This is a genomic window from Vibrio sp. Vb1980, from assembly GCF_033338615.1.
GTDB lineage: Bacteria > Pseudomonadota > Gammaproteobacteria > Enterobacterales > Vibrionaceae > Vibrio > Vibrio alginolyticus.
Genome location: NZ_JAWOSZ010000005.1, coordinates 134617 through 158216 on the forward strand (window position 1 = coordinate 134617; position 23600 = coordinate 158216).

Consider the following 23600-nt stretch of genomic DNA (forward strand, 5'->3'; position numbering starts at 1 on the left):
GTACTAAGTGTCTAATAATCAGAGTACAGCCAAAGGATATATCGATCAGTTGGTTGTTAAAGCTATTGAGAAAAAGAAACTGAATGAGCAAAGGCTAGCAGAAAAAAATAAGCCGAAGCTTGAGTACGTGCTTTTTTCACAGTTTGATGTATTAGACAAGCTTCCTTCTAGAAATGGTAAGACAACGGTTTACCATCTTGCAAAAAAAGGGCAGCCAGAGAAGCAAATCTGTTGCAAAGTTATCAATGATGACTCGCCAGAATTTGCGAGCAAAATGTTGATTAACGAAGCGAGCAGGCTGGAGCTTTCTCAACACCCTAGCGTGGCTAACTTTGTAAAAATCGGCAATGAATTTGAACGCCCATATTTGATGTACGAGTGGATCCAAGGTGAATCACTGGCAGAAAAAATGGAGCGTCATTCTTCTAAAGGCTTCCGCCACGACCACATCGCTTGGTTGGTGTATCAACTCGCTGGCGCTCTAGAGTTTATGCATACAAGAGGTATCTGCCATCTTGATATTAAACCATCTAACGTATTAGTGAGTGAAGGCGATTACGTTAAGCTCATTGATTTCGGCGCTGCTCGTTACATTGGAGAGACAGAACCTTACGCTGAGGCAAGCTTGAGCTACGCCTCCCCTCTTTATATAGAAACTGGCATCGCGGAACCGCAAGATGATGTTTACTCTCTCGCTTTGCTCGCTGGACATCTATTTTTAGGCTCAATATTTGGTGATGCTTGGAATAAGCAGTTAAAAGACCGAAAGCGTCCGGCTTTGATCCCGGCTCATATTTGGAAATTGCTGAAAGAAGTCATCAACAAACCAAGAGGGCATGGCTATACCGCTATTTCTTTTGCTCAACAGTTAGCGCGAATCGATACGCAATCAATTAGCTCAAATTCTAACGCACCAATTTTCAGTAGCTTGCGTAACGCGGACTTGCTGCTTACACACTGTAAGCCAAATGATAAAACGGCGTATGGTCGCTTTAAAATATTAGAGGCGAGCTTAGTGTTGAGTGTGCTGGCAACAGCAGGAAGCTATTTATATCAACAGAATAAAGATCAATTGGATGCCATTTTTCCCCGAGGAGTCGCTCCTGTAACTCACGTTATTACGCCCTCTGAAACGGCTTCTTTTTTGGCTCAGCCTCCATGGAAAATCAAAGAAGAATTGTCTCAAGCTAAACAGAGTATTGATATGACAGAAGCTTATCGAACAGCATATCAAGCTCAGCAGTTAAGCCTCTCGAGTTTATATGAAGAAAAACAGGCTCAGTTAACGTCGTATCAATCGTTAGCGGATGGCTTACCAATGGCATTAGTCGAATTACGTAAGGAGCTTGTCACCTTGCGAGAAACCCTTGTTCGTGACGGTGCTCTGTTTCCATATGCGGATGAGGCGTTGACTAAAGTGATGTCTGGGTTAAATGTCGCTTCTATCGATTCCATGAAAGTATCTGCCATAGCTGGCAGTCGAGATAAGCAGATTGCTCGCTTAATTTTAGATGGTGAAGCTAAGCTCGCAGAAAATGAAATGAAAGAGGCATGGTTATTAAACCAGTCACAAGCCTATTTCTACAACCAAATCTTACCAAAGGCTGTGATGGAAAATATTAATGACTCCATCGATAAACATGCAGAGGCGCACTTTTACACCAAAGCAATTGAAGAAGCTGAATTAGCCAAAGCCTACTTCGGTAATACGCCAGAACTAGACAAAAAAATAAAGGATTTAATCGTCGCAAGAAGCGAATTTATTTTGTTTAGCACCGTGATGGAGCAATCCGTTTACGACAAACAAAAGCTACATGAATCCCTTGCTGATTTAGAACGGAATGCACCAAGTAAATTTCCAGAAATCACGAAAATTCTAGATAGCATGGCGTCGGATGCGATAGAGCAGAGCCATCGATTATCTAAGCCAGCAAATGGCGCAATTGCGGTAGCGCGTGCGTTGAGAGATTACTTGACTGAAGGAGACGTGAATTTTGTCCAACATTGATATCGATCGTCTGCTTAATCCTATTTCTGATGAATCTCCAGTGGGTAACGATGCCCGTTACGAGTTTTGCTATGAAATGATGGAATCTGAAGTGAAGAAATTCGGTTCCTTGTTTGGCGAAACAGTAGATTGGAGCGTGGTAAAAACGCACGCGACTGAAGTTCTAGAGCACCACAGTAAAGACTTAAAAGCCATTTGTTACCTCGTTCGCGCGCTAACAGAAGAGTTTGGTCTGCAAGGCTTTGAACAAGGTCTAAAGCTGCTTAGTGAGGCGTTAAGTCGCTTTGGCGTTGAATTGTATCCTTCCCGAAAGCGGGGTCGAGATGGCGCGGTCGAATGGTTGAACCATCAGTTTAAACTGGTCAGCAGCAAGTTAGCGGAAAGTGCTCAATCATGGGATTTGGTATCAAACTGCATTTCGACTATTGAAGAAGTGCAGCGCCAGTACGACGAGGTTTACCAAGACTCAGAAGCGGATTTCTTTGAGATTCGCACTCAGCTCAACGTCTTATCTCAACAAGCTGCGGCGGATGACCAAATCGATGACGCATCGGTCACTGTTGAACAGGCGATATCTACGCCAACTGCACAGCCTGCCGCAGTAGAAACGCCGGCACAGAGCGAAGTGCAAACCGCACCGGTGAAGGCGGTTCCGCCGGCCACTAAACCTGCGCCAGTTAAGAAAGCGGTAGCAAAAGAAGTCGATGTCGATACGGACTTCTCTTCGCCCACGGCTTCTAAGCGCACCTTGAAGAAGGTTGCGGAAGTCATGCTTCATGCGAACCCAAGTGATCCGCTGGCTTACCGGATTTATCGTCATCTGACTTGGGATGACATTGATGGTCTACCCGACCATCAAAACAATCAAACGCCTTTGAGCTTGGCAGTGTCGTCCGATCAACAAGCGGAGTACCGAGATAAAGCAGACCAAGAAAGCGACATCGACACGATTAAGCGTTTGGAGCGCACATTAACGGATGCGCCGTTTTGGCTGACGGGCCATTACTTCGTGTATTCGATGCTTAATAACTTGGGCTTTGATGATGCAGCACTTGCTGTGAAACAAGAAGTGACGCGTTTTGTTGAATCGCTAGAGGGCATCGAGCACCTCTCATTTAAGAATTCTATACCATTTGCAGATGAAGCGACCTTGAGCTGGTTATCGACTCAAGATACTACTTCTTCGACTTCTCAACCCGTTGTTCAAACGGTTGTGATTTCGCAGGAAGACTCGCTGCCAATGGAGGATATCACTCTAGAAAATCTAGGGGAATGTGCCGCAGAGCTTGCCCGCAAACTTGAGCTGGATAGCTCGGGACGTGGGCAGTTCATGCTGTATTTACAATTGATAGCAGCTTACCAGTCTGTTGGATTATACCCGTTGTGTTTGCCGTATCTTGAGAAGGGGTGGGAAGTACAAAAAGCGTTTAATCTCGCGAGCTGGGAACCCCACTTATCGTCACAGTTAGAAGACCTAATTCGAAAAACACTCCATCGGTTATTTGGAAGCAAGGATCTTCTACCTGAGAAGTATGAAGAGTGGAAAGCAATTTACGACTAATTAAAGAGTTAGATAAGGAACGAATTATGTCACGTGACGGCTCGGTGGCTCCTAAAGAGCGAATTAATATCCGTTATGTTCCAGCAACTGGCGATACGCAAGAAGACGTAGAGCTGCCGCTAAGCATGATGGTAGTTGGCGACTTTACTGCGCGTGCAGATGAGACACCAATTGAAGAACGTACTCCAATTAACATCGACAAAGACAACTTTAACGAAGTGCTAGAGGGCATGTCTCCAAACGTTAAAGTCAACGTTGAAAACCGTCTTTCTGATGAAGAAGGCGGCCAGATTGGTGTTGATCTGACCTTCCAAAACATGAAGGACTTCTCTCCTGAAGCGATCGCGAAAAGTGTACCTGAACTAAACAGCCTACTTGAGCTTCGCGAAGCCTTGGTTGCACTTAAAGGTCCTCTAGGAAACGTGCCTGCGTTCCGTAAGAAGATCGCATCGGTTCTTCAAGATGAAGAAGCGAGAAAGAAACTGTTGGATGAACTAAGCATTGGCAACGACCAAGACGCGAAAGAAGAGTAAGGGATATCATGTCTGCAGAAGCACAAGCGCCAGAACAAGAAGCAGCCTTAGTTGAATCAGGCTCACTTCTGGATAGCATTCTTAACGAAACACGTTTAAAGCCAAGTGATGAAGGTTTTGACGTTGCAAAACGCGGCGTAGAAGCATTCATCAGTGAGCTACTAAGCAGTTCGAACACAGAGAAAGTCGACCAATCTCTGGTTGATCTGATGATCTCTGAAATCGACCAAAAATTGTCTAAGCAAGTTGATGCAATTCTTCACAACGAAGAAGTTCAAGCGATTGAATCAACGTGGCGTGGCCTTAAGTACCTGGTTGATCACACTGACTTCCGCGAGAACATTCAAATTGAACTGATCTCTGCGAAGAAAGACGAAGTTCTTGATGACTTCGAAGACGCTCCAGAGGTGGTGAAGTCTGGCCTGTACAAGCAAATCTACACACGTGAATACGGCCAGTTCGGTGGTAAACCTGTTGGCGCCGTCATTTGTGATTACGCTATGTCTGCCTCTTCGCCTGACATCAAACTGATGGAATACATGGCGAACGTAGGCGCAATGTCTCACGCACCATTCATCACGTCGGCATCGGCTAAATTCTTTGGCCTAGACAGCTATGAAGAGCTGCCAAACCTAAAAGATCTGAAGTCTGTATTCGAAGGTCCACAGTACGCGAAATGGCGTGGTCTGCGTGAGCACGAAGATGCACGTTATTTAGGTCTATGTACGTCTCGCTTTATGTTACGTACGCCATACTCTGTAGAAGATAACCCAATTAAGGCGTTTGACTACGATGAGCAAGTGACAGACAGCCATGATAACTACCTATGGGGCAACTCAGCGTACGCGATGGCGTCTAAGATCAGTGAATCATTTGCTAAGTACCGTTGGTGTCCGAACATTATTGGTCCTCAAAGCGGTGGTACTGTACAAGATCTACCGGTTTACAACTTTGAAGCTATGGGTCAAATCGAGACTAAGATCCCAACCGAGATCCTGGTTTCTGACCGTCGTGAGTATGAGCTAGCAGAAGAAGGTTTCATTGCGTTAACCATGCGTAAAGGTTCTGACAACGCGGCGTTCTTCTCTGCAAACTCTGTTCAAAAACCAAAAGTGTTTGCGAACACGCCTGAAGGCAAACAAGCCGAGATGAACTACAAGCTAGGTACTCAGCTTCCTTACATGTTCATTATCAACCGTTTAGCGCACTACATAAAAGTGCTACAGCGTGAGCAAATTGGTTCTTGGAAAGAGCGTTCTGACCTAGAAATCGAATTGAACAAGTGGATTCGTCAATACGTTTCTGACCAAGAGAACCCGCCAGCGGAAGTTCGTGGTCGCCGCCCACTTCGCGCTGCGAAGGTTGAAGTATCAGACGTAGAAGGCGATCCAGGCTGGTACAAAGTATCGATGTCTGTACGTCCTCACTTCAAGTACATGGGCGCAAGCTTCGACTTGTCTCTAGTTGGTAAGCTAGACCAATAACCCATTACTGAAACCATCAAGCAGCCAGTGAAGACTGGCTGCTTTTTTCGTAGGACCGCATATGGAAAAAGGTTACCGTCTTTTAGAGCGGATCGAGCTAGGAGAACCAAAAAACTGCTACGAGAAAGTGGTGTCTCATAAGCATTTGATTGAATCCATTCACTCGCATCTCGCTGACTTGTTGAATACGCACTCCGGCAACGCAATGATCGACAATGAGTATGGTCTGCCAGATTTTAACGACGTACTTTCTAACAACACAAACCTCGTTCGCCATATTCAAAAAAACATCACGTCAACCATAGAACGCTTTGAGCCCCGACTGTTTAATGTCGAGGTTCATTACCGTGAAGACCACCATAATCCATTACAACTCGGCTTTGGTATTCGCGGCGAAGTTTCCCATAACGGCGGTAAAGTCCCAATGTCGATCGATGTCTACATGGGAACCGACGGCCAATTTAACGTTTAGTAGGTGCCACTTGAGTAACAGTAAATACTTTCAAGATGAACTCACGTATTTACGCGAGTCGGGTAGTGAGTTTGCCAAATATCATCCGAAGTTAACTCACTTTCTCTCTGAAGGAACTTTTGATCCAGATGTCGAACGACTGCTGGAAGGTTTTGCTTTTTTGACCGGACGCATCCGCGAAAAGATTGACGATGAACTTCCTGAGCTAACGCAATCTCTGATGACTTTGCTGTGGCCACATTACATGCGTTCGATTCCGTCTTTGTGTATTAGCGAACTAAAACCGCATACCGGAAGTGTTACTGAGAAAACCGTGGTGAAACGTGGTGCGGAAATGGCCAGCGAACAGGTAGAAGGCACGCAGTGTTTGTTCCGTACTTGTTATGACGTCAATCTATACCCAGTTACGATTACTAACATCGAACAAACTAACAGCCGTACCAGTTCGATGATTGATGTGACGTTATCGACGGAGCATGGCCTGGAACTGTCTCGTATCGGTTTAGATACGTTGCGTTTGCACCTGCATGGTGAGATTCATATTACTCGCACTGTCTTCTTATGGCTGTTCCGTTATCTAGATTACGTCGAGTTGGATGTTGGTGGCGGCTACAAACATCGTTTAGGGCCAGAATACGTTAAGCCAGTCGGGCATGAAGAGGACGAGGCGCTGCTGCCTTACAGCAAAAATTCCTTTGCAGGCTACCGTTTGCTGCAAGAATTCTTCTCTTTGCCAGATACGTTCATGTTCTTCGACATTAAAGGCTTAGAGTGGCTAAAAGGCATTCCACAGCGCAGCACGGTCAAAATCAAATTCCACTTTAAGCGTGCTTTGCCTTCAGAGGTGGTGCTTAAAGATAAACACTTAAGGTTGCACTGCACACCTGCCGTTAACTTGTTTGAAAAAGACGGCGATCCAATCCGTTTAGAGCATCGACGAAACGAGTACAAGGTGCGTCCACAAAGTAACACTCAGGAGCATTACGAGGTTTATTCCATTGAGCAAGTGGAGAGCTGGAGTAAAGACGAGCGTCGCCGAAAACCACTGATTGAATTTGAATCGTTTGAGCACCAAATCAACCAGCGTGATAAGCGAGAGTTCTACAAATCCAAAGTGGGCGAGCGAGTAAGTGGGAGAGGGTTAGAGCGCTATATCTCATTCCATACTCACAATGGTGACATTGCGGATTTAGGGACTGAAACAGTATTGATGAAACTGCAATGCAGTAACGCGGACTTAGCGGAGCGCCTGTCAGTAGGAGATATCACGTACGCGACGCACAAGTCGCCAACGTATGCGACGTTTAAAAACATTACTAAGCCAACACAGTCAGTAAGTCCTCAGGTTAATGGTGAACTTCAATGGCAGTTGATTGCCAACATGTCGCTCAACTACTTGTCTTTGGCCAATATCGATGTGTTGAAAGTGTTGCTCTCGACTTACGACTTCCACTCTCGAGTCGATAGACAAGCCCACCGCGCGTCGATTCATCGACTTGATGGCATTATTTCTTCAGAGATGAAACCAATCGATCGCGTATTTCGTGGTGTATCTGTGCGTGGTAACCAATTCAAGCTCGTGACGGACTCTAAGTTCTTCGTAAATGAAGGCGATATGTTCCTTATGGCCACGGTATTGAATGAATTTATCCGTTTATATTCGAGTGTGAACTCCTTTACCGAACTAGAGGTGTTCGATGAAGCGACGGGCGAGGTTTACAACTGGGCAAGCCTAATCGGGCAGCAGACGATACTATGATTAACACACTTTCTGATAAGTCGAATGAGTTTAGTTTCTACCAAGCGGTGTTGCTGTTAGAGAAACACTACCAGCTGGAGCCAAACTCAAATTTTGTTGCCGTGGGCGAGAACAAATACTTTCACCAAGAGCGAATTGAGTTCAGCGTGTCGCCAAACCTGTCCTTTCCAAAGAGTGATATGGACTTTATTACTCATATGGAAAGAAACGGACAGCAATATTCACGTATTGAGACGAACTTTCTTGGCTTGCATGGTTCAAGCTCGCCCCTACCTGCGTCTTACACTGAGAAACTCGTCGGTCGTGATCCCGATGATAACCCAGTGAAGGATTTCTTCGACTTTTTCCACAACCGCTATACAAGCTTACTGTATCGTGTTTGGAAGAAATACCGATATCACGTGCAGTACAAAAGCGGGGCAAGCGATGCTTTTTCTGGGCGCATACTGCATTTGGCTGGTCTTTCTAGCGTTATGCAAGATTGTGAAGTCGCGGAGTTAGATCGAGCGAAGGTTCTGTCTTACGTGAACCAGTTATCTACGCGTACACGTTCACCTAAGCTTATTTCCGGTATTGTTTCGCACTACTTTTCACTGCCGAATGTGCGAATCGAAGAATGGGTTTATAGACGCGTAGAAATCGCTGAAAGCCAGCGTAACAAACTCAATCGTTCCAATTGTATATTGGGGCAAAGCTTACACTTGGGACAAAGCATTGCGGATTTGAACGGCAAGTTTAACTTGTGTATCGACAACATTGATTTTGAAACGTTTAAGCAGTTTTCCTACGATGGTGAGTTACATAAGACGCTGGTGGGCTTGATGCGCTTTATTCTGCGTGACCCAATGTCGTGGGACCTAAAGTTGACAGTTAACCTCGACAGTATTCCAGAAAACAAACTGGGTAATGGAGAAGGGAACCAACTAGGTCAAACGTTCTGGCTAGGCAACCCAGGGGATAAAGACGCCAAAATTCGACTTATCGGAAGCATATAAGAAAGCCGCTCAACGAGCGGCCCTTTATGTTTTCCTCAAAGAGGTCAGAAAAGCTTAACGACTGATCGGCTGATGCAGTACAACGGTAGTATCAAGCCTTTGAATGCCGTTAAATGATTCAATTTCATTACAAAGATGATGAATAGACTGCAGGTCGGGCGCTTCAATTAGGGCAATAATATCAAAGTTGCCACCAACAACGCTCGTTAAGCGAACCTCAGGGATTTCTTTAAGTGCATTCGTTACATCATTCTTCTTACCCTTTTCACAAGAGATCAGTAGATAACTAGCGGCTTTTCGCCCTTCATTTTCTACACGAATCTGTGCGGTATAGCCTTTGATAATACCGGTCTTTTCTAAACGATTAATTCTTTCTGCTACTGCTGTTCGAGACAAACCAATGTTTCGGGATAGATTCGCAATCGACTCTCGCCCATTCGACAATAGACTTGAAAGTATTTTTCGATCTAATTTATCTAAACCTTGTAAAGTCATGTTTGAAATCATGTGTTCTGCCTATTTTGTTTTTATATTGTTATTAAATCGACTCTGGGAGCGTAAAGTTATACAGCTCAGCAAGAGTGAATGGGTTTTTCTGTGTCAACGGAGTGATGCGTAAGCTCAAGTCCCTCCCTGACACTTTTATGTCACTGACAAAGCTGCCGTTATGAGTGTTTGTCAAGGTCGAGTCACCTAGCAATCTGTATATCGCCCATTGACCACTCTTATTTAAAACGTGCTGTCTGCCTTCATCGGTTACATCCTGGAGTGTGATACTAATATTGAAGTCACCATTTTGCGGTGGCCATGCCATTTCACGAATGCGGCTTGGACCGTGGTAGTAACTTATATTGGTATCTGCAATTTTTAAGCTCGCTCTAATCGCACTAGAATCAAGATCGAGTACTCTTGCACTAAACGGAATATGAACGCGGTTAGTGCTTTTATTAATTAATGTGTCTCGAATAACGTTATAGTTACGCAGTTGCACTAACAGAGCCGGAGAGATTGGCATCGTCTCGCCATCCACCTGTTTTGGCGTCCATAAATTGGTATCGTAGAACGGTGCAAAATTTTTCTGAATAAATGTGTCTAACAAACCACCGGAAGCAAACAGTAATTCAAAATCTTCAATTGAGATTTCCTCGGTCGCTGTTAGATCAAATGGGTATCGTCCTAGCCCTATCTCTTTAAACTTGGTGTAAATCTCGCTGTACCATTGGGTTTGAATGCCTTTAGCGGACTCTTTAATCATGACTGACCAGCTTTGTTGAACCACATCTAACAACCAGCTACGAACGGGTTCCGGTGATTTTTGGGCAATCTGTTTAAGTTTGATTAATGGGTCAGCTTCACTGCTGTTCATTCGATGCTGAGCTGCCGCTAGCGCCGCCATTTGCGGGTCAGGTGCATCAGCGATGTCTTTCATATACGTGCGAACACGGCTTAGCGCAGTTACGGTCTCATCCCAAGGAGTAGGGGAGTTTGGTGTTTCACTGACCTGAAGTTGGTTTAATAAGTGAAAAGCTTGTTCAACACGTTTCATTAACAAGTAATCAGGCTTAACTACTTCCTCTACTGCGTCTGATGCGGAGTCTGCCGCTGCCACGAGTTTCGGGTCTAGCTTTGAAATCAGAGCATTTTTTTCACCAACGGGTGAAAATTGTGTGTTGGCATAGACCTGCTTCAGTACGGTTGTCATTGGTGAAGAAGGACCCGAGATTAAGTCTATCGCGTTCGTTAGATCGCCGACATTGTCATAGTTTTGGACTTTTAGTTCACTCAGCGCATTGCGCCAATTACTGATGTAGTCGTCAGTATATTTTTTACGTACTTCCTCTTTGAAGGCTTCTTGTTCTTCACTAGTAGGAATAACGTGTTGTGACAGACCTAAAACCCAGTTGTCACTGATGACTTGTTGTGACATTAGGTCCACGCGTGGTCGATAAAAAGTACTAAAACCAGTGGAGGTATAGATCTTATCTACGATCAAGCGTTCACTATCGATTGGTGTGTTGAATACATTGCTAAACTCAAAACCCACAGCTCGTTGCAGATCTAGGGTTCCTAAATCAATCGAATTTGCTTCGTTTAAAATGCCTGCATAAACGAGATCAACATTCGAATTTGCTAGCAATGAGCGACGTGTTGCGCGAACAAGATCCATATTGATATCAATTGGATCAAACTGTGTGCGAAAGTAAGCGTCCAAATAGCGCATCGCCTGATTGACGACGTCACTTTGGTTGCTCAAATCGTTCATCATTTGGATAGTTTGATGACGCAAAAAACGGATATCACGCTTTGTTGGATCGTTTAGCATTAGATACCCCTTCAATAGAGGTAAAGCGCGTGTAAAAGTGTTTTGATTTTGTGTCAGTTGTAGACGGTAACCTTTCTCAATGAGAGGTATCAACTGTTGAGCAACGTCCTTAAGTAATGCTTCGTAAGCGATGCGAGTGCTTTGATCCAAACGGCTAATGTTGAGTGGTAATATCTCTTCATCCAAAGCCTTAGAACCTTTAAGCCACGCCCCATAAGAAGGCTCTATTGCTTTCGTCGCCTTCGCTAAAAGCTCATCGAATCTTGCATCTTGCTCCACTTGTGATTTGTCATCGATACTCAAGAGTTGATTCATCACATGTAAGTTACTGTCTAATGTCGTGAAAAAGAAGTAACTGCCCCCAGTAAGCAGGATAATAGAGCCGAGTATTGCCAAACGGCTTTGTCTCTGAATTAGACGAAGATACGTCTTGTTTTCGCCCGCAAAGTCGCTTTCCGGCAATATTTGTGAATCAATCAGAAAGCGAGAGAAATAAGGCGTTTCTGTTAACTGAGTATGCTCTGACGCGATAATAGGTAAGTTGAAGTAATTACTACAACTTTTTGCAAGTAAATTGTACTTGCGACCGCCTTGCAGACTCGAACTAAAGAAAATCTCACGGATGTCTAGTGAATAGACACCGTTGTTAACATCACATAGACGCTCAAGCACATAGCTGACCTCAGACTGACATAGCTCAAACTGCTTAGGGAAAGCGAGTATTGCTTGTTTCTCATCAATGTCCGTTGAATTAGCGGATGCATCTAGCGCATTACTTTCAAGCACTCTCACTAGATTTCGATAGCTATCGCGGTAGTACTCTGCAAATACACCTTTGGCTTCTTTTAGTGGGATAGAGAGGAACTCAACACGTGTCTTGAGAGAGCTAAAGTGCATGTATTCTTTAAAGCCGTCTAACTTGTCTAGCTTTGACATAATCAAATAGATTGGCAATGCTGAAGACGTTTTAGAGTTGATGGTACTCAAGCGCGCCAATAACGACGAAATGGTGTACTCTTTTTGTTCTGGCTCAGAGACGATCATGAACTCGAAATCGGTGAAGAATAGACAGCCTGAAAATGGCTTTCGAGGTCGATGATGAATAACTTCTTCAATGAACGTATTCCATAAAGAAGCATCACTGCTTGATACTTCCTGGAACACTAAGCGTTGGTCAGGTTTGATGTATACAGCGCTGTCAGATTCGTACCATTCAAAAAAGTCATTCTTAGCGGTTCTAGTGCGATCCATCGGTTTAATTGCACTAGAATTAAATAAAAATTGACGTCGCCCTGACCCTTTATTACCAAGCATCAGGTAAATTGGTTTCTTGCCTGAGTTAGCAAGAAGAGGCTGGATAACCATAGAAAGTGCTTCTTCCTCGGTTTCCAAATGTTGAGCTTTAGCGTTGTTCTTTTTCTTCAACCATAATGTGAATTGAAAAGTGACGTAAACCATGGCGATAACACCAAGGGTCAGCCAAAGATAAAGTTGATCGATTTCGTCAAGAAAAAGCAGATAAATAGTGGTGATAATTGCAACCACTAAAAACATCAATATAGTAGAAATCACCACTGGATTTCTAAACAGTTTTTGTTTGAACATAAGCCTAAAACTTCTTTAATTGTATTGTTATTTATTGTCAGTTTTTTCAGCTTGTAGCTGACTCAATTTATATAGGTAGATGTTCAGTAAAAGGGTTGCGCGGTCAATTTCCCTTTGCTGTGAATACTTTTCAGCGTATTCAATACGACCTAAAAGCGGGAATAACGAGTTACTGTATTCGTACGCCTTTTCAGAGTTCTTATCTACATTCTGTCTAGCTACGTTGGCAAACACCGTTCTTGCGTCTGAGAATCGCTTATAAACATCCATAAACTGGTCTTCTAAATGGGCGCTCTGTGTCAAAAAGTTTTGACGTAGCTGCTGTGCAGAAGACGAATCCGGATAGATTGCGATTAATTCATTGGTCAAGCTATCGAGCTCGCTGACGTTACTTACTTTTGCCGAGTCTAAAAACCAGTTATTCATCATAATATCGACACGATTAATGGCCTGCGTTTTCAATGACTGAGCATATTTTTTATTTTCGTAATCTAACGAGGCGACCAAATTTACAAGTTCATTAAGTGAAGCTTGATTAATTTTTTGCTCCAATGTTCGATAACGTTGTTGCTCGTACATGAAATGTGAACATATCGCAGTAACAATCAAACCAATAACGAAGTAGATCATAAATCGACCAGACTTTGCCGGTGATGCTTTCTCTTGGCTATTTAGGTTGGGTGATGACACCGGTGCCGGAGAGGGAGACACATTCACTTTAATTTCAGGTGCCTTCTGCGTTGCTGCAGGAGCGCTAGTGTTGGCTTGTTTTTTCTCGCGTAACTCAGCCGCAATTTGTTGTTCTTTTATCTGCTCAATCCATTGATTCAAAATACGGCGAATGCGACCTAATGACGGCGCTTCAATACCGTAATGAAGACGAAGCTCTTCCTCAATCCTCAAGCATAATTGATGTGCTGCCTCTATCAATGGAAGCTCTTCTGGTAACGCCCGATGCTTATTAATTCGTTTTTCAGTATGCTCTACCATCCATTCAATAGCGCTCATTCGTGCCTTTGACTTTGAATGCTCTGGATACGCGTTGAACCAATATACGACACACACATCAAGTATTGAGTTTAACCCTTCAACAAGGCCTCTTAAGCCGTCGTTATAGGTTGACGCAACGGTAAAGTAACAGCAACAACGTAGGTCTTTCGCTTGGGTACTCAAGATCTTTTTTGAGAGTGTTTGAACCGTTTTCCACGAGACTCTCCCTGTGACTTTATTCAGGTTGTTTATTTGACGTTTAATTTCGTCAAAATCCTCAGAACCATTAGGATTAGAGCCGCTTGGGTTATTTTCATCGATTGGTCTTCGAGCGAAGTCGGTAAAAAACATAAGGAAAGTTCCAACTGATCATATAGAAGTATTAAGTTATATAGGATTTCACTACTGTTATATTAAATTATAAGCAGTGCACATCTGCCGCAATTCTATAGACAAAATAAGCGGATTAGATAATAAAAATTCATTAAAAGAAATTAAATTACTTTTAGTGTGATCTTTGTTCATAATATTAATATCAATAGTTAAGTCTATTTATAAGAAGAAACTTATATATGAAGATAAGAACGTTGATTAAAAAGTAACTAAATTGTTATCGGAGATTACGTTTTGTTCAATTAGCAATCAAATTCTGTTACTTCTATTTAAATAGAAAGATTTACTGTCTCGTCACTTAATCTGTAGTCGGTTCTTTAGTTTTTGTTTGTAGGTAAAACAACCAACCTGATAGTTGAAATGTATTAAATTATAGGTGTTTTTTTAGGCTTATTGAAAAAGAGAATATAATTGATATCTTTCGCCTCTAAGTAGAATATCGGTTTTCCTAGAGGGACGAAATGCTAAAACCAAGTCAAATTGGGCTGATTTCAGCCATGTGTCTATTTTCTTCTGTTGCAATGGCAAAAGGGGAGCGATATGGACTCTCTACCAGTATGTTGACTATCGATAGCATTAAATACGATGAAGGTAAAAGTGGTGAGCAGGATACGCTTAGGTTCGGCTTGGTTCATACTCGTCCTATTGATGAAAACAATAACCGTTGGCGTTGGTGGTTAGGGCTAAACTATCTAGCAGAAGATATTGAAGCGCCAGCAAACGGCTTATATCAAGAAGCGACGAACTATGAACTTCGTGTTGTTCCTCAATATGCGTTGACTTCTTGGAGTGTTTTCACGCCATACGTTGGTGCGGGCTTGTCTGTCGGTTACTCGCAATATTCTAATCGCTGGCAAGTAGACCAAGAGGGCTATCGTTATGAGAGTGTTGAAGACATCGACCAGTTTGAGTTAGGTGCGGTTATGACCCTTGGTACTGCTATAAAGTTAGGCAGTAATCCTGACGCCCATATACAAATTATCCCGCAGGCCTCTTATATCCTTCCGGTTGTAAATGATGGAATTGGTGGGCTTGAACTATCAGTTTCTTTGCTCTTTTGAGGTTCGTAAATGTACTCAAATCAGCTAGCTTTATTTATCTCAAAGTGTCCAGAGGAATACACCGGTGCAAAGCATATTGAAATGCCTGAAAGTGGTGGTTCGATAGGTCGTTCCCCAAGCTGTAGCGTGTCTTTAGCCGATCACAACCGCTTTATATCGGGCACTCATTGTTTGCTCAGCGTGTATGGAGATACCTACTATATAAGTGACGTATCAACTAACGGCACAATGGTAAATGGGAATAAAATACTAAAAAATCAACCCGTTGCGATAGTTGATGGCGACATCATTTCTTTAGGGCAATATGAGATTGGTGTTTCTCTTGAGCACGTTACCTCAACACTAGACATCGCCGCTGATATTGCTCCTGAGCGAGTATCTAGCGATCCTCTGGTTAGTCTAGGAGATGCGGTTGTCGAAGAGGAAGAAAAAGTCGGTGCCTTAGAAGATTTGTTTATGGAGACTAAACAGGATGACATTGATTGTCATGATCCTGTTGCTCACCTTAACTTTTCGATGCAGCGAGATGACGATTACTTAATTCGTGATAATGAGCGTACAGAATCTGAACAACCTAGAACCGTGGAAAGCACGCGTCAGGTGGTCGATGACAGTTTCAGTATATATTCCGAATTCGATCAGCCAAGCCTAATCCCTGAAGACTGGATGGCTGCGGAAACCAAGAGTAACGCATCGGTCAATGATGCATTAGCGCCAGAAAGCGGTAAGGCACATAGAGCCGATATTGCCTCAGCTGAGGTGATGCAACCTGGCACGGTAGCCCCAGATAGCACGATTCAAAGACAACATCGTACGCATAATGTTACTGAGATGGTCGTAGAACAGGCTAACACAGGGTCAAAATGGGAAGAGATGACCCAATCTTTTACGCCTTCTCCTAACACTAATCAGCAACTTCAAATACCTACGGCAGAGCACGCGATAAACAGTACGACGAAAGCACAAGTCGATACTGATGCGGCCGTTTGCTCTCAAGATATAGCGCAAGCGTTTTTTGATGGTTTGGGTATTCGAAACCCAGAGTTGATGACAAACGAGGCGCAGTTATTCAAGCAAATGGGCACTTGCTTGCGTTTATGTATTGATAACCTACAGAAAGAGTTGCACGAAGTGGAATCGTTAAAAGATGAGCAGAGTGCGAGTGAGGCTAACTCGAACATTGCAGAGCTAATGCTTACTTTGAATAGTCAGCAATTACTGGCTCCAAATGAACTGGTTGAACAAATGCTCGATGAGCTGAACGACCACCAAGTTATGTTTAACAAAGCACTGAATGAGCTCATTTTAGAACAGTCAGAAACGAACGATCCCGTAGCATTTGCTAACAGGGTCGCTAGCCAGTCTTTGTTCTCAACTAAGTCAAAGCTGTGGGCCGAATACCTAGATTTCTACACTAATAATCGTCGCCTGCTTAATGAAACATCCTTAAAAGGGCTGATTAAGAAAAACTATAACAAAGTGATTAAGGGAAACCATGCGTAGTATCGCCGTATTACTCGGATTTGCCATGTTGTCCGGTTGTTCCATGTGGGATCAATTTAAAGAGTCCACTGGTATCACACCAGAAACTTCGTCGATTGAATTGGTTATTGAGGCATCACCTGTACTCAATGTGAGAAATGGGGGCCAGTCATCTCCAGTTATTCTCCGTCTTCACGAATTAAGTTCGCCAGTATTGTTCCGAAGCTTAGATTTCTTTGCCTTGTTTGAGAGCGATAAAGCGTCGTTGGGTGATGAGTACATCAAACGTTACGAATATCAAATACAGCCAGGTGGAAAAGTTCATGAAATGCTAACTCTAGACCCTGACACTCGTGCCGTCGGTTTTTCAGTGGCTTTTCGTGATATTGATGGTTCGTCTTGGCGAAAAGTGGAAGTTATTGAAGAGAAGAGCGAGTACTACATCAAGCTCAAGTTAGAGGGCAGTGAGTTAATTTCTGATAACACTCGCGGCATTGAACAGGTTTACTTTTAAGGGATAGAAACATGTCTTTATACAATCCAGTTGTTTGGCAAGATGGAATGTTCATGAAGCCGCAGCATTTTCAACAACTCGATCGTTCGCAAAGTAAACTATCGAGCCTACTGAGTGCCAATGCATCGCCTTTGCATTGGGGAATTAAACGTTTAGAAATCAACTCTCAGTTACTAGCACTGGGTAAAATCGGTATTACTCGTGCTGAAGGTATTTTACAAGACCGGACACCATTTGAGCTTCCGTTGCTTGCTGAGCTGCCTGAAGTGAAAGATGTAGATCCTTCGATTGCCGATAAAGTCGTTTATTTGTGCTGTCCGTTACCATCGGAACGTTCTGAGTTATTTGGTACCAAAAAAGACGGTGCGCGCTATACGATGGAATCTCAAGAAGCGGTTGACGCTTGTTATGATTCGGAAGACATGGCAAATATCGTCGTCGGTAAGCTTAACTTTTGCTTAATGTACGATCATGAAGATAAGAGTGCTTACACGTCTATTCCGATCTTAAAGATCTCAGAAGTGAAGCCTGATGGCAGCGTGATCTTAGATGATAGTTTCATTCCTACCTGTATCGATATTCATGCGTCGACAGTACTGAGTAAATTTGCGACCGAGTTTGCTTCTATGTTGAAGCATCGCGCGGAATCGATAGTTCAGCGATTAGGGGTGGTGGATCAACAAGGCGTATCATCGGTTTCTGACTTTATGCTATTGCAAGCGCTCAACCGATACGAACCCTTGTTTTGGCATTTCGCCAGCACAGAAGCTGTGCATCCTGAGTCTTTGTATCGAATTCTTCTTCAGGCAGAAGGTGAGCTTTCGACGCTGTGCTCAACGACACGCCGACCTATTGAGTTTACGAAGTACAATCATGGTGATCTTACTAGCTGTCTTTCTCGCGTCCTAGACAGTGCAAAAATGACATTGAGCGTGATGTCTGAGCAAAGAGCAATTCCACTGACCTTAAAAGATCAGAACTATGGCATCAGAACGGCAGCAATCCCTGACAATAAGATCATTGATACGACAACCTTTATCCTCGCAGTTAAAGCCGACGTGACCTTGGATGTTCTGCATACCCAGTTTGTCAGCCAAACGAAGATCGGTTCTATCGATAACATACGTGACTTGATTAACCTTCAACTGCCTGGGATTGAGATCAAACCAATGCCAGTTGTGCCACGCGCGCTGCCGTATCATGCTGGCTACACCTATTTCGAGCTCGATAAAACGGGCGAAGAGTGGATGGCGTTGAAGAACACTGCTGCGATTGCGATTCACGTTGCGGGCGATTTCGCTAACTTATCATTGCAACTTTGGGCCGTTCGTCTATGAGTTACGCAGAAACCGACGTCACCGTAGTCTTATTCCAACCAGAGCCTGGCAAACCAATGGAGGTAATGCCAGCGCCTGACTTATCGAGAAACATCGCAGTACAAGATCTATCTATCGACAACATGGGTATTAACCCGTTGGTGGACCAGTTCTCATGGTTGATCGCCAGTCTGTCTTGTATGTCTTCGATCCCTTGGCTTGATGACCCGATGCCATTTCGTGAACAAGTGGCACGTGAGATTCGAAAAGGCGAACGAAAACTTAATGAAATGGAGCTCGATCGTGCTTCGGTTCTTGTTATTCGTTACTGCTTGTGTGCGGCGATTGATGAATCTGTTTGTCGGCAAGAATGGGGAGCAAATAGTCACTGGAGCCAGAACAGCTTACTGTCTGAATTCCACAACGAAACATCTGGTGGTGACAAGTTTTTCGTTATTCTCGACCGCTTAAAAGCCGACCCTCGCAAATACCGTCACGTTATAGAGTTTCTCTATTTATTGCTTCAACTTGGTTTCCAAGGCAAGTACGGCCGTGAAGAGCGTGGCAACGAAAAGTTAGCGGAAATTGGCAGCACCATTTATCGATTAGTGCGAGATGACCGCCTAGCAGAACAAGAAAAAGTTTCTTTAATCAACCTTAAAGCTAAATACCTAAAGAAGCCGTTAAAAAGGGTAATTTCACCCAAGCTGATCTTAAGTCTTAGTGCGATGACGTTTGCGCTTATGTATGCGGCAACCTACATCGTCATAGACTTAAAATTCCAGCAACTGCTTGAAGTGTATAGATAACCAGAAATCTAAAAATGAGATCTTCTGCCAGTTTTAGGGCTTATTGTGAATATCACTGGTCTTTTAGTGAAATTCACTAGTTATTTAGAGAGATTGCAGTTTGCGATCTCTTTTATCATTCAATCAATAAAATTCAAATGGATTGGTTATGGGCGTAACAGTTGGTGCGAATGGACTTTCGGTAGTTCATAAAGGCTCAGGTGGTGAAGCGAATGCAACGCTCCCAGATGTTTGTTTAACTAAGGTCGGCAAGCCAGTCGTTCCTATCCCTTATGGCAACAATGCTAAATCAGTAGACCTTGCTGGTGGGACTACGACAGTCTCTATGGATGGCGGTAACAGTGTCGCTATCAAGGGCAGTACGTTCTCAAAAAGTACCGGCGATGCGGGCGGTGACAGAAAAGGCGTTGCCTCAGGCACGATAGAAGCCGAAGCAAAATTCATTTCAGCCTCACCAACGGTTAAATTTGAAGGTAAGGGCGTATGTCGCCTGTCCGATCAAATGACCATGAACAAAGCCAACACCATGTGTTTGGGTGGGGCACAAAACCCATCGGTTTCTGTTACGGAAGATCAGGAAGGGACGTATACGCTGGATATAGAATGCAAATATCCAAATGGGCTCCCTTACTCTAATGCACAATTTTCTTTAGTCGAACCTTCAGGTGCTGTCATTGGGAGTGGAGTGCTGGATTCTAGCGGAAAAGCAACTGTTAATGGTCTCGCTCTAAAAGAATGCAAGTTAGTGCTCAGCGAAACTCAAGACTCTTATACGCCGAACCAATCTTTAGCTGAAAATATTGTGACGGAAACTTACCCTGATCCGAATGATTTTTGTACGTTTGTCGCAGGTCGCCGCTCGCCATTTTGGGAAGATCGTGTTGGGGTTGCTAATGACTGGGGCATATTGATGTCCCCATCCTTCAGTGATGATGACTTTAAAGATATTGTGTTAGAGCAAAGCCGTATATCGTCTCCTTATGCGATTAGTCAAAATCACTCTAAAGATTTTTCTGATGTTTATGTTTCGGCACTTTATCACATCCAAACTGATACTACTGCGCTAGAGAAATATGAACCTTTAGTTGAACTGCTCTTGGAGCAAGTGCACGAAAATGGCGATATATTGAGAGTCTTATATCAAGCTGATGTGTTTGAGCCTCCCTATGAATTATTAGCGAAGCTTCGCTTTTTAGGGACTGGGAATACTGTGAAGTATTTGCAGTTTGTTTTATGGACGTTGATAAACAATCAAATCTGTTCATACATCGATGAGCTAAACAGTGAAATCATCGGTCGTTTAGATTTCATACAAAGCCAAGCTTCTGCAAGATCGTTGAGTTCTGTTGAAGAGGGTATAAACGGTTATAAAAAAGCACTTAACCACTTCAAACAAGCACTTCCTGACGTCATTAGCCAAATTTTTGAAACCAAAAATGACACCCTAATTTCTATATCGGCAATGGCCCTTGGGAGTACCGTTAACATAGCGAGCCAATCTAGCTTTGCTACTAATTTAGGTAGGGTTAATGCGGTGGTGTACACGAAGTCAAACAACTTGAACCGCCCATCATTTGTCACTTTTGACGATAACTTTTCTGACTAGGACATTTAAATCATGGATGCAGTTTTTCCGATAGCGCAACGAGAAGGTGACGCTTACTACACGCTCAGTGATTTTACGAAATTGTTTGATCAAGCTAAGAGCGGTCGTTATTTAATAGGACAAGGGTACGGTTGGCATAGTGGCGTTCACTTAACATCAAAAATGTTACCGTGGGGGAAAGGGCTCAGACCTATTCAAGCGATGCTTGATGGAAAAATAGTGGCATTTCGCATAAATCCTGATTACCTAACCTCAACGTACCAAGAGCAAGAGTTTAAGTATAGTAATAACTTTGTGCTTATCGAGCATGAGGCTGTAAACCCCGAAGATAGTGAAGATGTATTTAAGTTCTATACACTTTATATGCACCTTGCGCCACCTTCAGATATTGGCGCCAATTCATCTATAACCACGCGTTACCGTTTACAAGAAGCGAGAAATGTACGCACTTTCAAACATAGTGATGTGCCTACTAATTCTGGTGAAAAAAAACAGTCGATGTCTAAAGGAACATTACTTGAATACCTGTACGCAGAAGAGAAGGAGACCCATCCATACCAGATCGACAAAAATACCTACAAAATGATAAAGTGCCGTGTGGTAGAGAATGGTGAATCGGCAAGTGGTAGCGAAAAAGCACTGTTAAACAAGATTGTTTGGTTTGCTTCGGGTCTCAATAGTGACTTTGACATTTTAGAAGATTCCTCTGCTGTCCTATCAGAACCAGTTTCAGAACCTAAATGGATGTCGGACAAGGCGGCAATGATTAGGGACGGTAGTGTGGTTTCTTTACTCCCACTCCTATTTGGAGAGGGGATAAAGGTTTCAGCTGGGGAAGATATCGGCTACATGGGACTGCATGAGTACAGTAACGATGCAATTGGAACTAAGAAAGAAGATAATCGTGTGCATATCGAGATGTTCTCTTATGAGGAGCCGCCCGAATTTTTCAAAAAACAGATTTCTCCCAAAAATGCGGAAAAAAATCCACTCGTTGTTCTCGATGGGGCCGATAGTAGCGGTGCCGTTGATATGAGTAATTCGTTTATTCAGCAATTACTTGAATCTGTGACAGAAGATCAAGTAACGGACTTCTCCTCGTTCACTGCTCGCGATGCCAAAGTATACTTAGACGGTAAGCGTAAACACTTTGAGCGATTTATTGTGAAACATCCTACAGATTGGCATACAGCGTCGTCACAAAGTCTTTATGAATCAATCCATCAGACTGCGAAGGAAGCTCTAGATATTAAGTGCTCCGCTGGTTTTGTGACTGAAGAAGACTACCGTAACTCCCCATGGCGCGATCAAGTGATGGATAGCTTTGATCTTTTCTCACAATTCGAACTGGAAAGAGCAGATAAGTTCTCATGGATGCAAGATTTACATGGTGATTTGCAACTAAGCGATGATAAGAGCCTTTGGCATTATTGGCCTTTTACATTGAATGTTACGAAATTAAGTGAATGTAAATTATCAATTGACCACGAGTTTATAGGTGAACTTGAAGGTAGCAGAAAAAAAGGATATGTTCCTGACCCTAAGAATAGTAAGAGTGGGGTAACTATTGCTACTGGCTTCGATTTAGGAGCAAGAAACATAGTTGATTTGAGAAAACTCGAACTACCGAGTGACCTTATAACAAAGCTCACCCCATATCTAGGTATGAAGAAATTTGAAGCAGAATCTTTTTTGAAAAAAAATCCGTTAACTATTAATGAAGATGAGTTGCTTTTAATTAATCACGTAGTTAAAAAGCATGAAACTGAAAAAATCATAGCGTTGTATAATAAAAATTCTCAGATTGAATTTGCCTGCTTACCAAGTCAAGCTCAAACTGTAATTGCTTCCGTTGCCTATCAATATGGTTATCTACCTCGTGAAACTAGAAAGTTCTGGTTTCAAGCTGTAAACCAGAAGTGGGAAGAAATGTATGATAATCTAATGGACTTTAGGGATCTATATCCAACACGCAGAAAAAAAGAAGCGTTATTACTTAAGGAAATTATTGAATGAATTATAATATACTATTAATTACTTTGGCTGTGATTTGGTCAGGTTTGACTAGTGCAGCTTCAATGACGGATATTTATGAATTGTTAGACTTTACATCATTCCCTAACTCACTGAACCCCAAAAGCATCGAAGAAAGGCATTTTTCTGATTTTCAAGGTGAATTCAAACTTGCAGTACCAAAAATAACAAAAGATGAGATTGTAATAGATGATGACCATTGGTATTACAAGATTGAGTTAATGGAAATTAAAGGTGATAATGTGTACCTTTGCTTTCATGATAAATCTAAGGTCGGCACTTATGACTCTGTGCAACCTATTGTTGTTAGAAGATATGGGAATGATTTTGTTGCTTTAGCATTGGACCCAACTTCTTCAAACCAAGAGTGTAAGTAATTATACCGATTTAGACTTTGGGTTTTAATGTAGAAGAAATAAAATAGCTGTTTATTTAGTAATTAGTTTTATACAGTGATTACGGGCAGATATATTCCTATAAGGAATAGTCACTATTAATAAATGTAATTAGAGTTGGAGTCAATTTGGTTAATGTTTCATATGTTCCTTAACTTTACTCAGATTACATCCTTACTATTTTTCTTCTCTTCCGTTCTAAGTAAATGCTGCGTGTGAGCAAAGCTCAGTTGTATTCACATGTAATTTGGAAAATAAAG

General features: G+C 42.8%; 17 protein-coding genes and 1 pseudogene. 15 read left to right on the forward strand and 3 right to left on the reverse strand.

Annotation, left to right across the window (positions count from 1 at the left end; translation table 11 throughout):
• Window positions 1-7 precede the first annotated feature (7 nt).
• The 7 genes from R7F64_RS10830 (at window position 8) to tssG (ending at window position 8812) form a co-directional block, all read left to right on the forward strand.
• Window positions 8-2008: a serine/threonine protein kinase gene (locus tag R7F64_RS10830; protein ID WP_318071674.1), complete on the forward strand. Its 2001-nt coding sequence runs from the start codon at window positions 8-10 to the stop codon at window positions 2006-2008.
• A complete protein-coding gene (gene tssA / locus R7F64_RS10835) occupies window positions 1995-3569 on the forward strand; it encodes a type VI secretion system protein TssA (protein ID WP_234499411.1) in 1575 nt (524 codons plus the stop codon). Before R7F64_RS10830 ends, tssA begins: the two co-directional genes overlap by 14 nt.
• A gap of 26 nt (window positions 3570-3595) precedes the next feature.
• Window positions 3596-4102: a type VI secretion system contractile sheath small subunit gene (gene tssB, locus R7F64_RS10840; protein WP_005373381.1), complete on the forward strand. Its 507-nt coding sequence runs from the start codon at window positions 3596-3598 to the stop codon at window positions 4100-4102.
• An 8-nt stretch (window positions 4103-4110) separates the two neighbouring features.
• Complete coding sequence (tssC, locus tag R7F64_RS10845) at window positions 4111-5586, forward strand: type VI secretion system contractile sheath large subunit (protein ID WP_005373378.1); 1476 nt, start codon at window positions 4111-4113, stop codon at window positions 5584-5586.
• Window positions 5587-5647: 61 nt separating this feature from the next.
• Window positions 5648-6058, forward strand: a complete 411-nt coding sequence (gene tssE / locus R7F64_RS10850) for a type VI secretion system baseplate subunit TssE (RefSeq protein ID WP_033906409.1) — start codon at window positions 5648-5650, stop codon at window positions 6056-6058.
• A gap of 10 nt (window positions 6059-6068) precedes the next feature.
• On the forward strand, window positions 6069-7817 hold the full coding sequence (gene tssF, locus R7F64_RS10855; RefSeq protein WP_318071675.1) for a type VI secretion system baseplate subunit TssF: 1749 nt from the start codon (window positions 6069-6071) through the stop codon (window positions 7815-7817).
• Complete coding sequence (gene tssG, locus R7F64_RS10860; RefSeq protein WP_258656426.1) at window positions 7814-8812, forward strand: type VI secretion system baseplate subunit TssG; 999 nt, start codon at window positions 7814-7816, stop codon at window positions 8810-8812. Before tssF ends, tssG begins: the two co-directional genes overlap by 4 nt.
• Window positions 8813-8866: 54 nt before the next feature.
• Here the strand turns inward: tssG and R7F64_RS10865 are convergent, their stop codons facing one another.
• Genes R7F64_RS10865 through R7F64_RS10875 form a run of 3 tightly spaced genes read right to left on the reverse strand, consistent with a single transcriptional unit; the run spans window position 8867 to window position 14081 of the window.
• Entirely contained in the window at window positions 8867-9319 is a 453-nt protein-coding gene (locus tag R7F64_RS10865; RefSeq protein WP_005373369.1) for an Lrp/AsnC family transcriptional regulator, read from the reverse strand.
• Between the two features lie 31 nt (window positions 9320-9350).
• Window positions 9351-12740 carry a type VI secretion system membrane subunit TssM gene (tssM, locus tag R7F64_RS10870; RefSeq protein ID WP_318071676.1) on the reverse strand — a complete coding sequence of 1130 codons (3390 nt, stop codon included), beginning with the start codon at window positions 12738-12740 and terminating at the stop codon, window positions 9351-9353.
• A 27-nt stretch (window positions 12741-12767) separates the two neighbouring features.
• On the reverse strand, window positions 12768-14081 hold the full coding sequence (locus tag R7F64_RS10875; protein ID WP_213971994.1) for a type VI secretion system ImpA family N-terminal domain-containing protein: 1314 nt from the start codon (window positions 14079-14081) through the stop codon (window positions 12768-12770).
• Window positions 14082-14584: 503 nt separating this feature from the next.
• On the opposite strand from R7F64_RS10875, the gene R7F64_RS10880 reads away from it, so the two are divergent.
• From R7F64_RS10880 to R7F64_RS10915, 8 genes and pseudogenes are all read left to right on the forward strand, one after another.
• Window positions 14585-15184 carry a hypothetical protein gene (locus tag R7F64_RS10880; RefSeq protein ID WP_054574680.1) on the forward strand — a complete coding sequence of 200 codons (600 nt, stop codon included), beginning with the start codon at window positions 14585-14587 and terminating at the stop codon, window positions 15182-15184.
• A 9-nt stretch (window positions 15185-15193) separates the two neighbouring features.
• A complete protein-coding gene (locus R7F64_RS10885; protein WP_318071677.1) occupies window positions 15194-16687 on the forward strand; it encodes a type VI secretion system-associated FHA domain protein in 1494 nt (497 codons plus the stop codon).
• Entirely contained in the window at window positions 16680-17180 is a 501-nt protein-coding gene (gene tssJ / locus R7F64_RS10890; RefSeq protein WP_005386118.1) for a type VI secretion system lipoprotein TssJ, read from the forward strand. The genes R7F64_RS10885 and tssJ overlap by 8 nt, the downstream gene beginning before the upstream one ends.
• Window positions 17181-17191: 11 nt before the next feature.
• The gene (gene tssK, locus R7F64_RS10895; protein ID WP_005373357.1) at window positions 17192-18517 is read left to right on the forward strand and encodes a type VI secretion system baseplate subunit TssK; all 1326 of its coding nucleotides are present in this window, start codon (window positions 17192-17194) and stop codon (window positions 18515-18517) included.
• A complete protein-coding gene (icmH, locus tag R7F64_RS10900; RefSeq protein WP_025767903.1) occupies window positions 18514-19305 on the forward strand; it encodes a type IVB secretion system protein IcmH/DotU in 792 nt (263 codons plus the stop codon). Before tssK ends, icmH begins: the two co-directional genes overlap by 4 nt.
• 148 nt (window positions 19306-19453) lie before the next feature.
• Window positions 19454-19901 (forward strand): annotated as a pseudogene (locus R7F64_RS24520) (DUF4150 domain-containing protein); the annotation flags it as partial.
• Between the two features lie 1022 nt (window positions 19902-20923).
• A complete protein-coding gene (locus tag R7F64_RS10910) occupies window positions 20924-22927 on the forward strand; it encodes a pesticin C-terminus-like muramidase (RefSeq protein WP_081007922.1) in 2004 nt (667 codons plus the stop codon).
• On the forward strand, window positions 22924-23322 hold the full coding sequence (locus tag R7F64_RS10915) for a hypothetical protein (protein ID WP_318071678.1): 399 nt from the start codon (window positions 22924-22926) through the stop codon (window positions 23320-23322). Before R7F64_RS10910 ends, R7F64_RS10915 begins: the two co-directional genes overlap by 4 nt.
• Window positions 23323-23600: the final 278 nt, after the last annotated feature.

What these genes read in the sequence shown, in the direction of transcription:
- icmH (WP_025767903.1), top strand. Translation starts at nt 18,514, where the DNA reads ATGAGTTACGCAGAAACCGACGTCACCGTAGTCTTATTCCAACCAGAG.
- R7F64_RS10875 (WP_213971994.1), bottom strand. Translation starts at nt 14,081, where the DNA reads ATGTTTTTTACCGACTTCGCTCGAAGACCAATCGATGAAAATAACCCA.
- R7F64_RS10880 (WP_054574680.1), top strand. Translation starts at nt 14,585, where the DNA reads ATGCTAAAACCAAGTCAAATTGGGCTGATTTCAGCCATGTGTCTATTT.
- tssG (WP_258656426.1), top strand. Translation starts at nt 7,814, where the DNA reads ATGATTAACACACTTTCTGATAAGTCGAATGAGTTTAGTTTCTACCAA.
- tssJ (WP_005386118.1), top strand. Translation starts at nt 16,680, where the DNA reads ATGCGTAGTATCGCCGTATTACTCGGATTTGCCATGTTGTCCGGTTGT.
- tssK (WP_005373357.1), top strand. Translation starts at nt 17,192, where the DNA reads ATGTCTTTATACAATCCAGTTGTTTGGCAAGATGGAATGTTCATGAAG.
- R7F64_RS10865 (WP_005373369.1), bottom strand. Translation starts at nt 9,319, where the DNA reads ATGATTTCAAACATGACTTTACAAGGTTTAGATAAATTAGATCGAAAA.
- tssE (WP_033906409.1), top strand. Translation starts at nt 5,648, where the DNA reads ATGGAAAAAGGTTACCGTCTTTTAGAGCGGATCGAGCTAGGAGAACCA.
- tssM (WP_318071676.1), bottom strand. Translation starts at nt 12,740, where the DNA reads ATGTTCAAACAAAAACTGTTTAGAAATCCAGTGGTGATTTCTACTATA.
- tssC (WP_005373378.1), top strand. Translation starts at nt 4,111, where the DNA reads ATGTCTGCAGAAGCACAAGCGCCAGAACAAGAAGCAGCCTTAGTTGAA.
- tssB (WP_005373381.1), top strand. Translation starts at nt 3,596, where the DNA reads ATGTCACGTGACGGCTCGGTGGCTCCTAAAGAGCGAATTAATATCCGT.
- R7F64_RS10915 (WP_318071678.1), top strand. Translation starts at nt 22,924, where the DNA reads ATGAATTATAATATACTATTAATTACTTTGGCTGTGATTTGGTCAGGT.
- R7F64_RS10910 (WP_081007922.1), top strand. Translation starts at nt 20,924, where the DNA reads ATGGATGCAGTTTTTCCGATAGCGCAACGAGAAGGTGACGCTTACTAC.
- R7F64_RS10885 (WP_318071677.1), top strand. Translation starts at nt 15,194, where the DNA reads ATGTACTCAAATCAGCTAGCTTTATTTATCTCAAAGTGTCCAGAGGAA.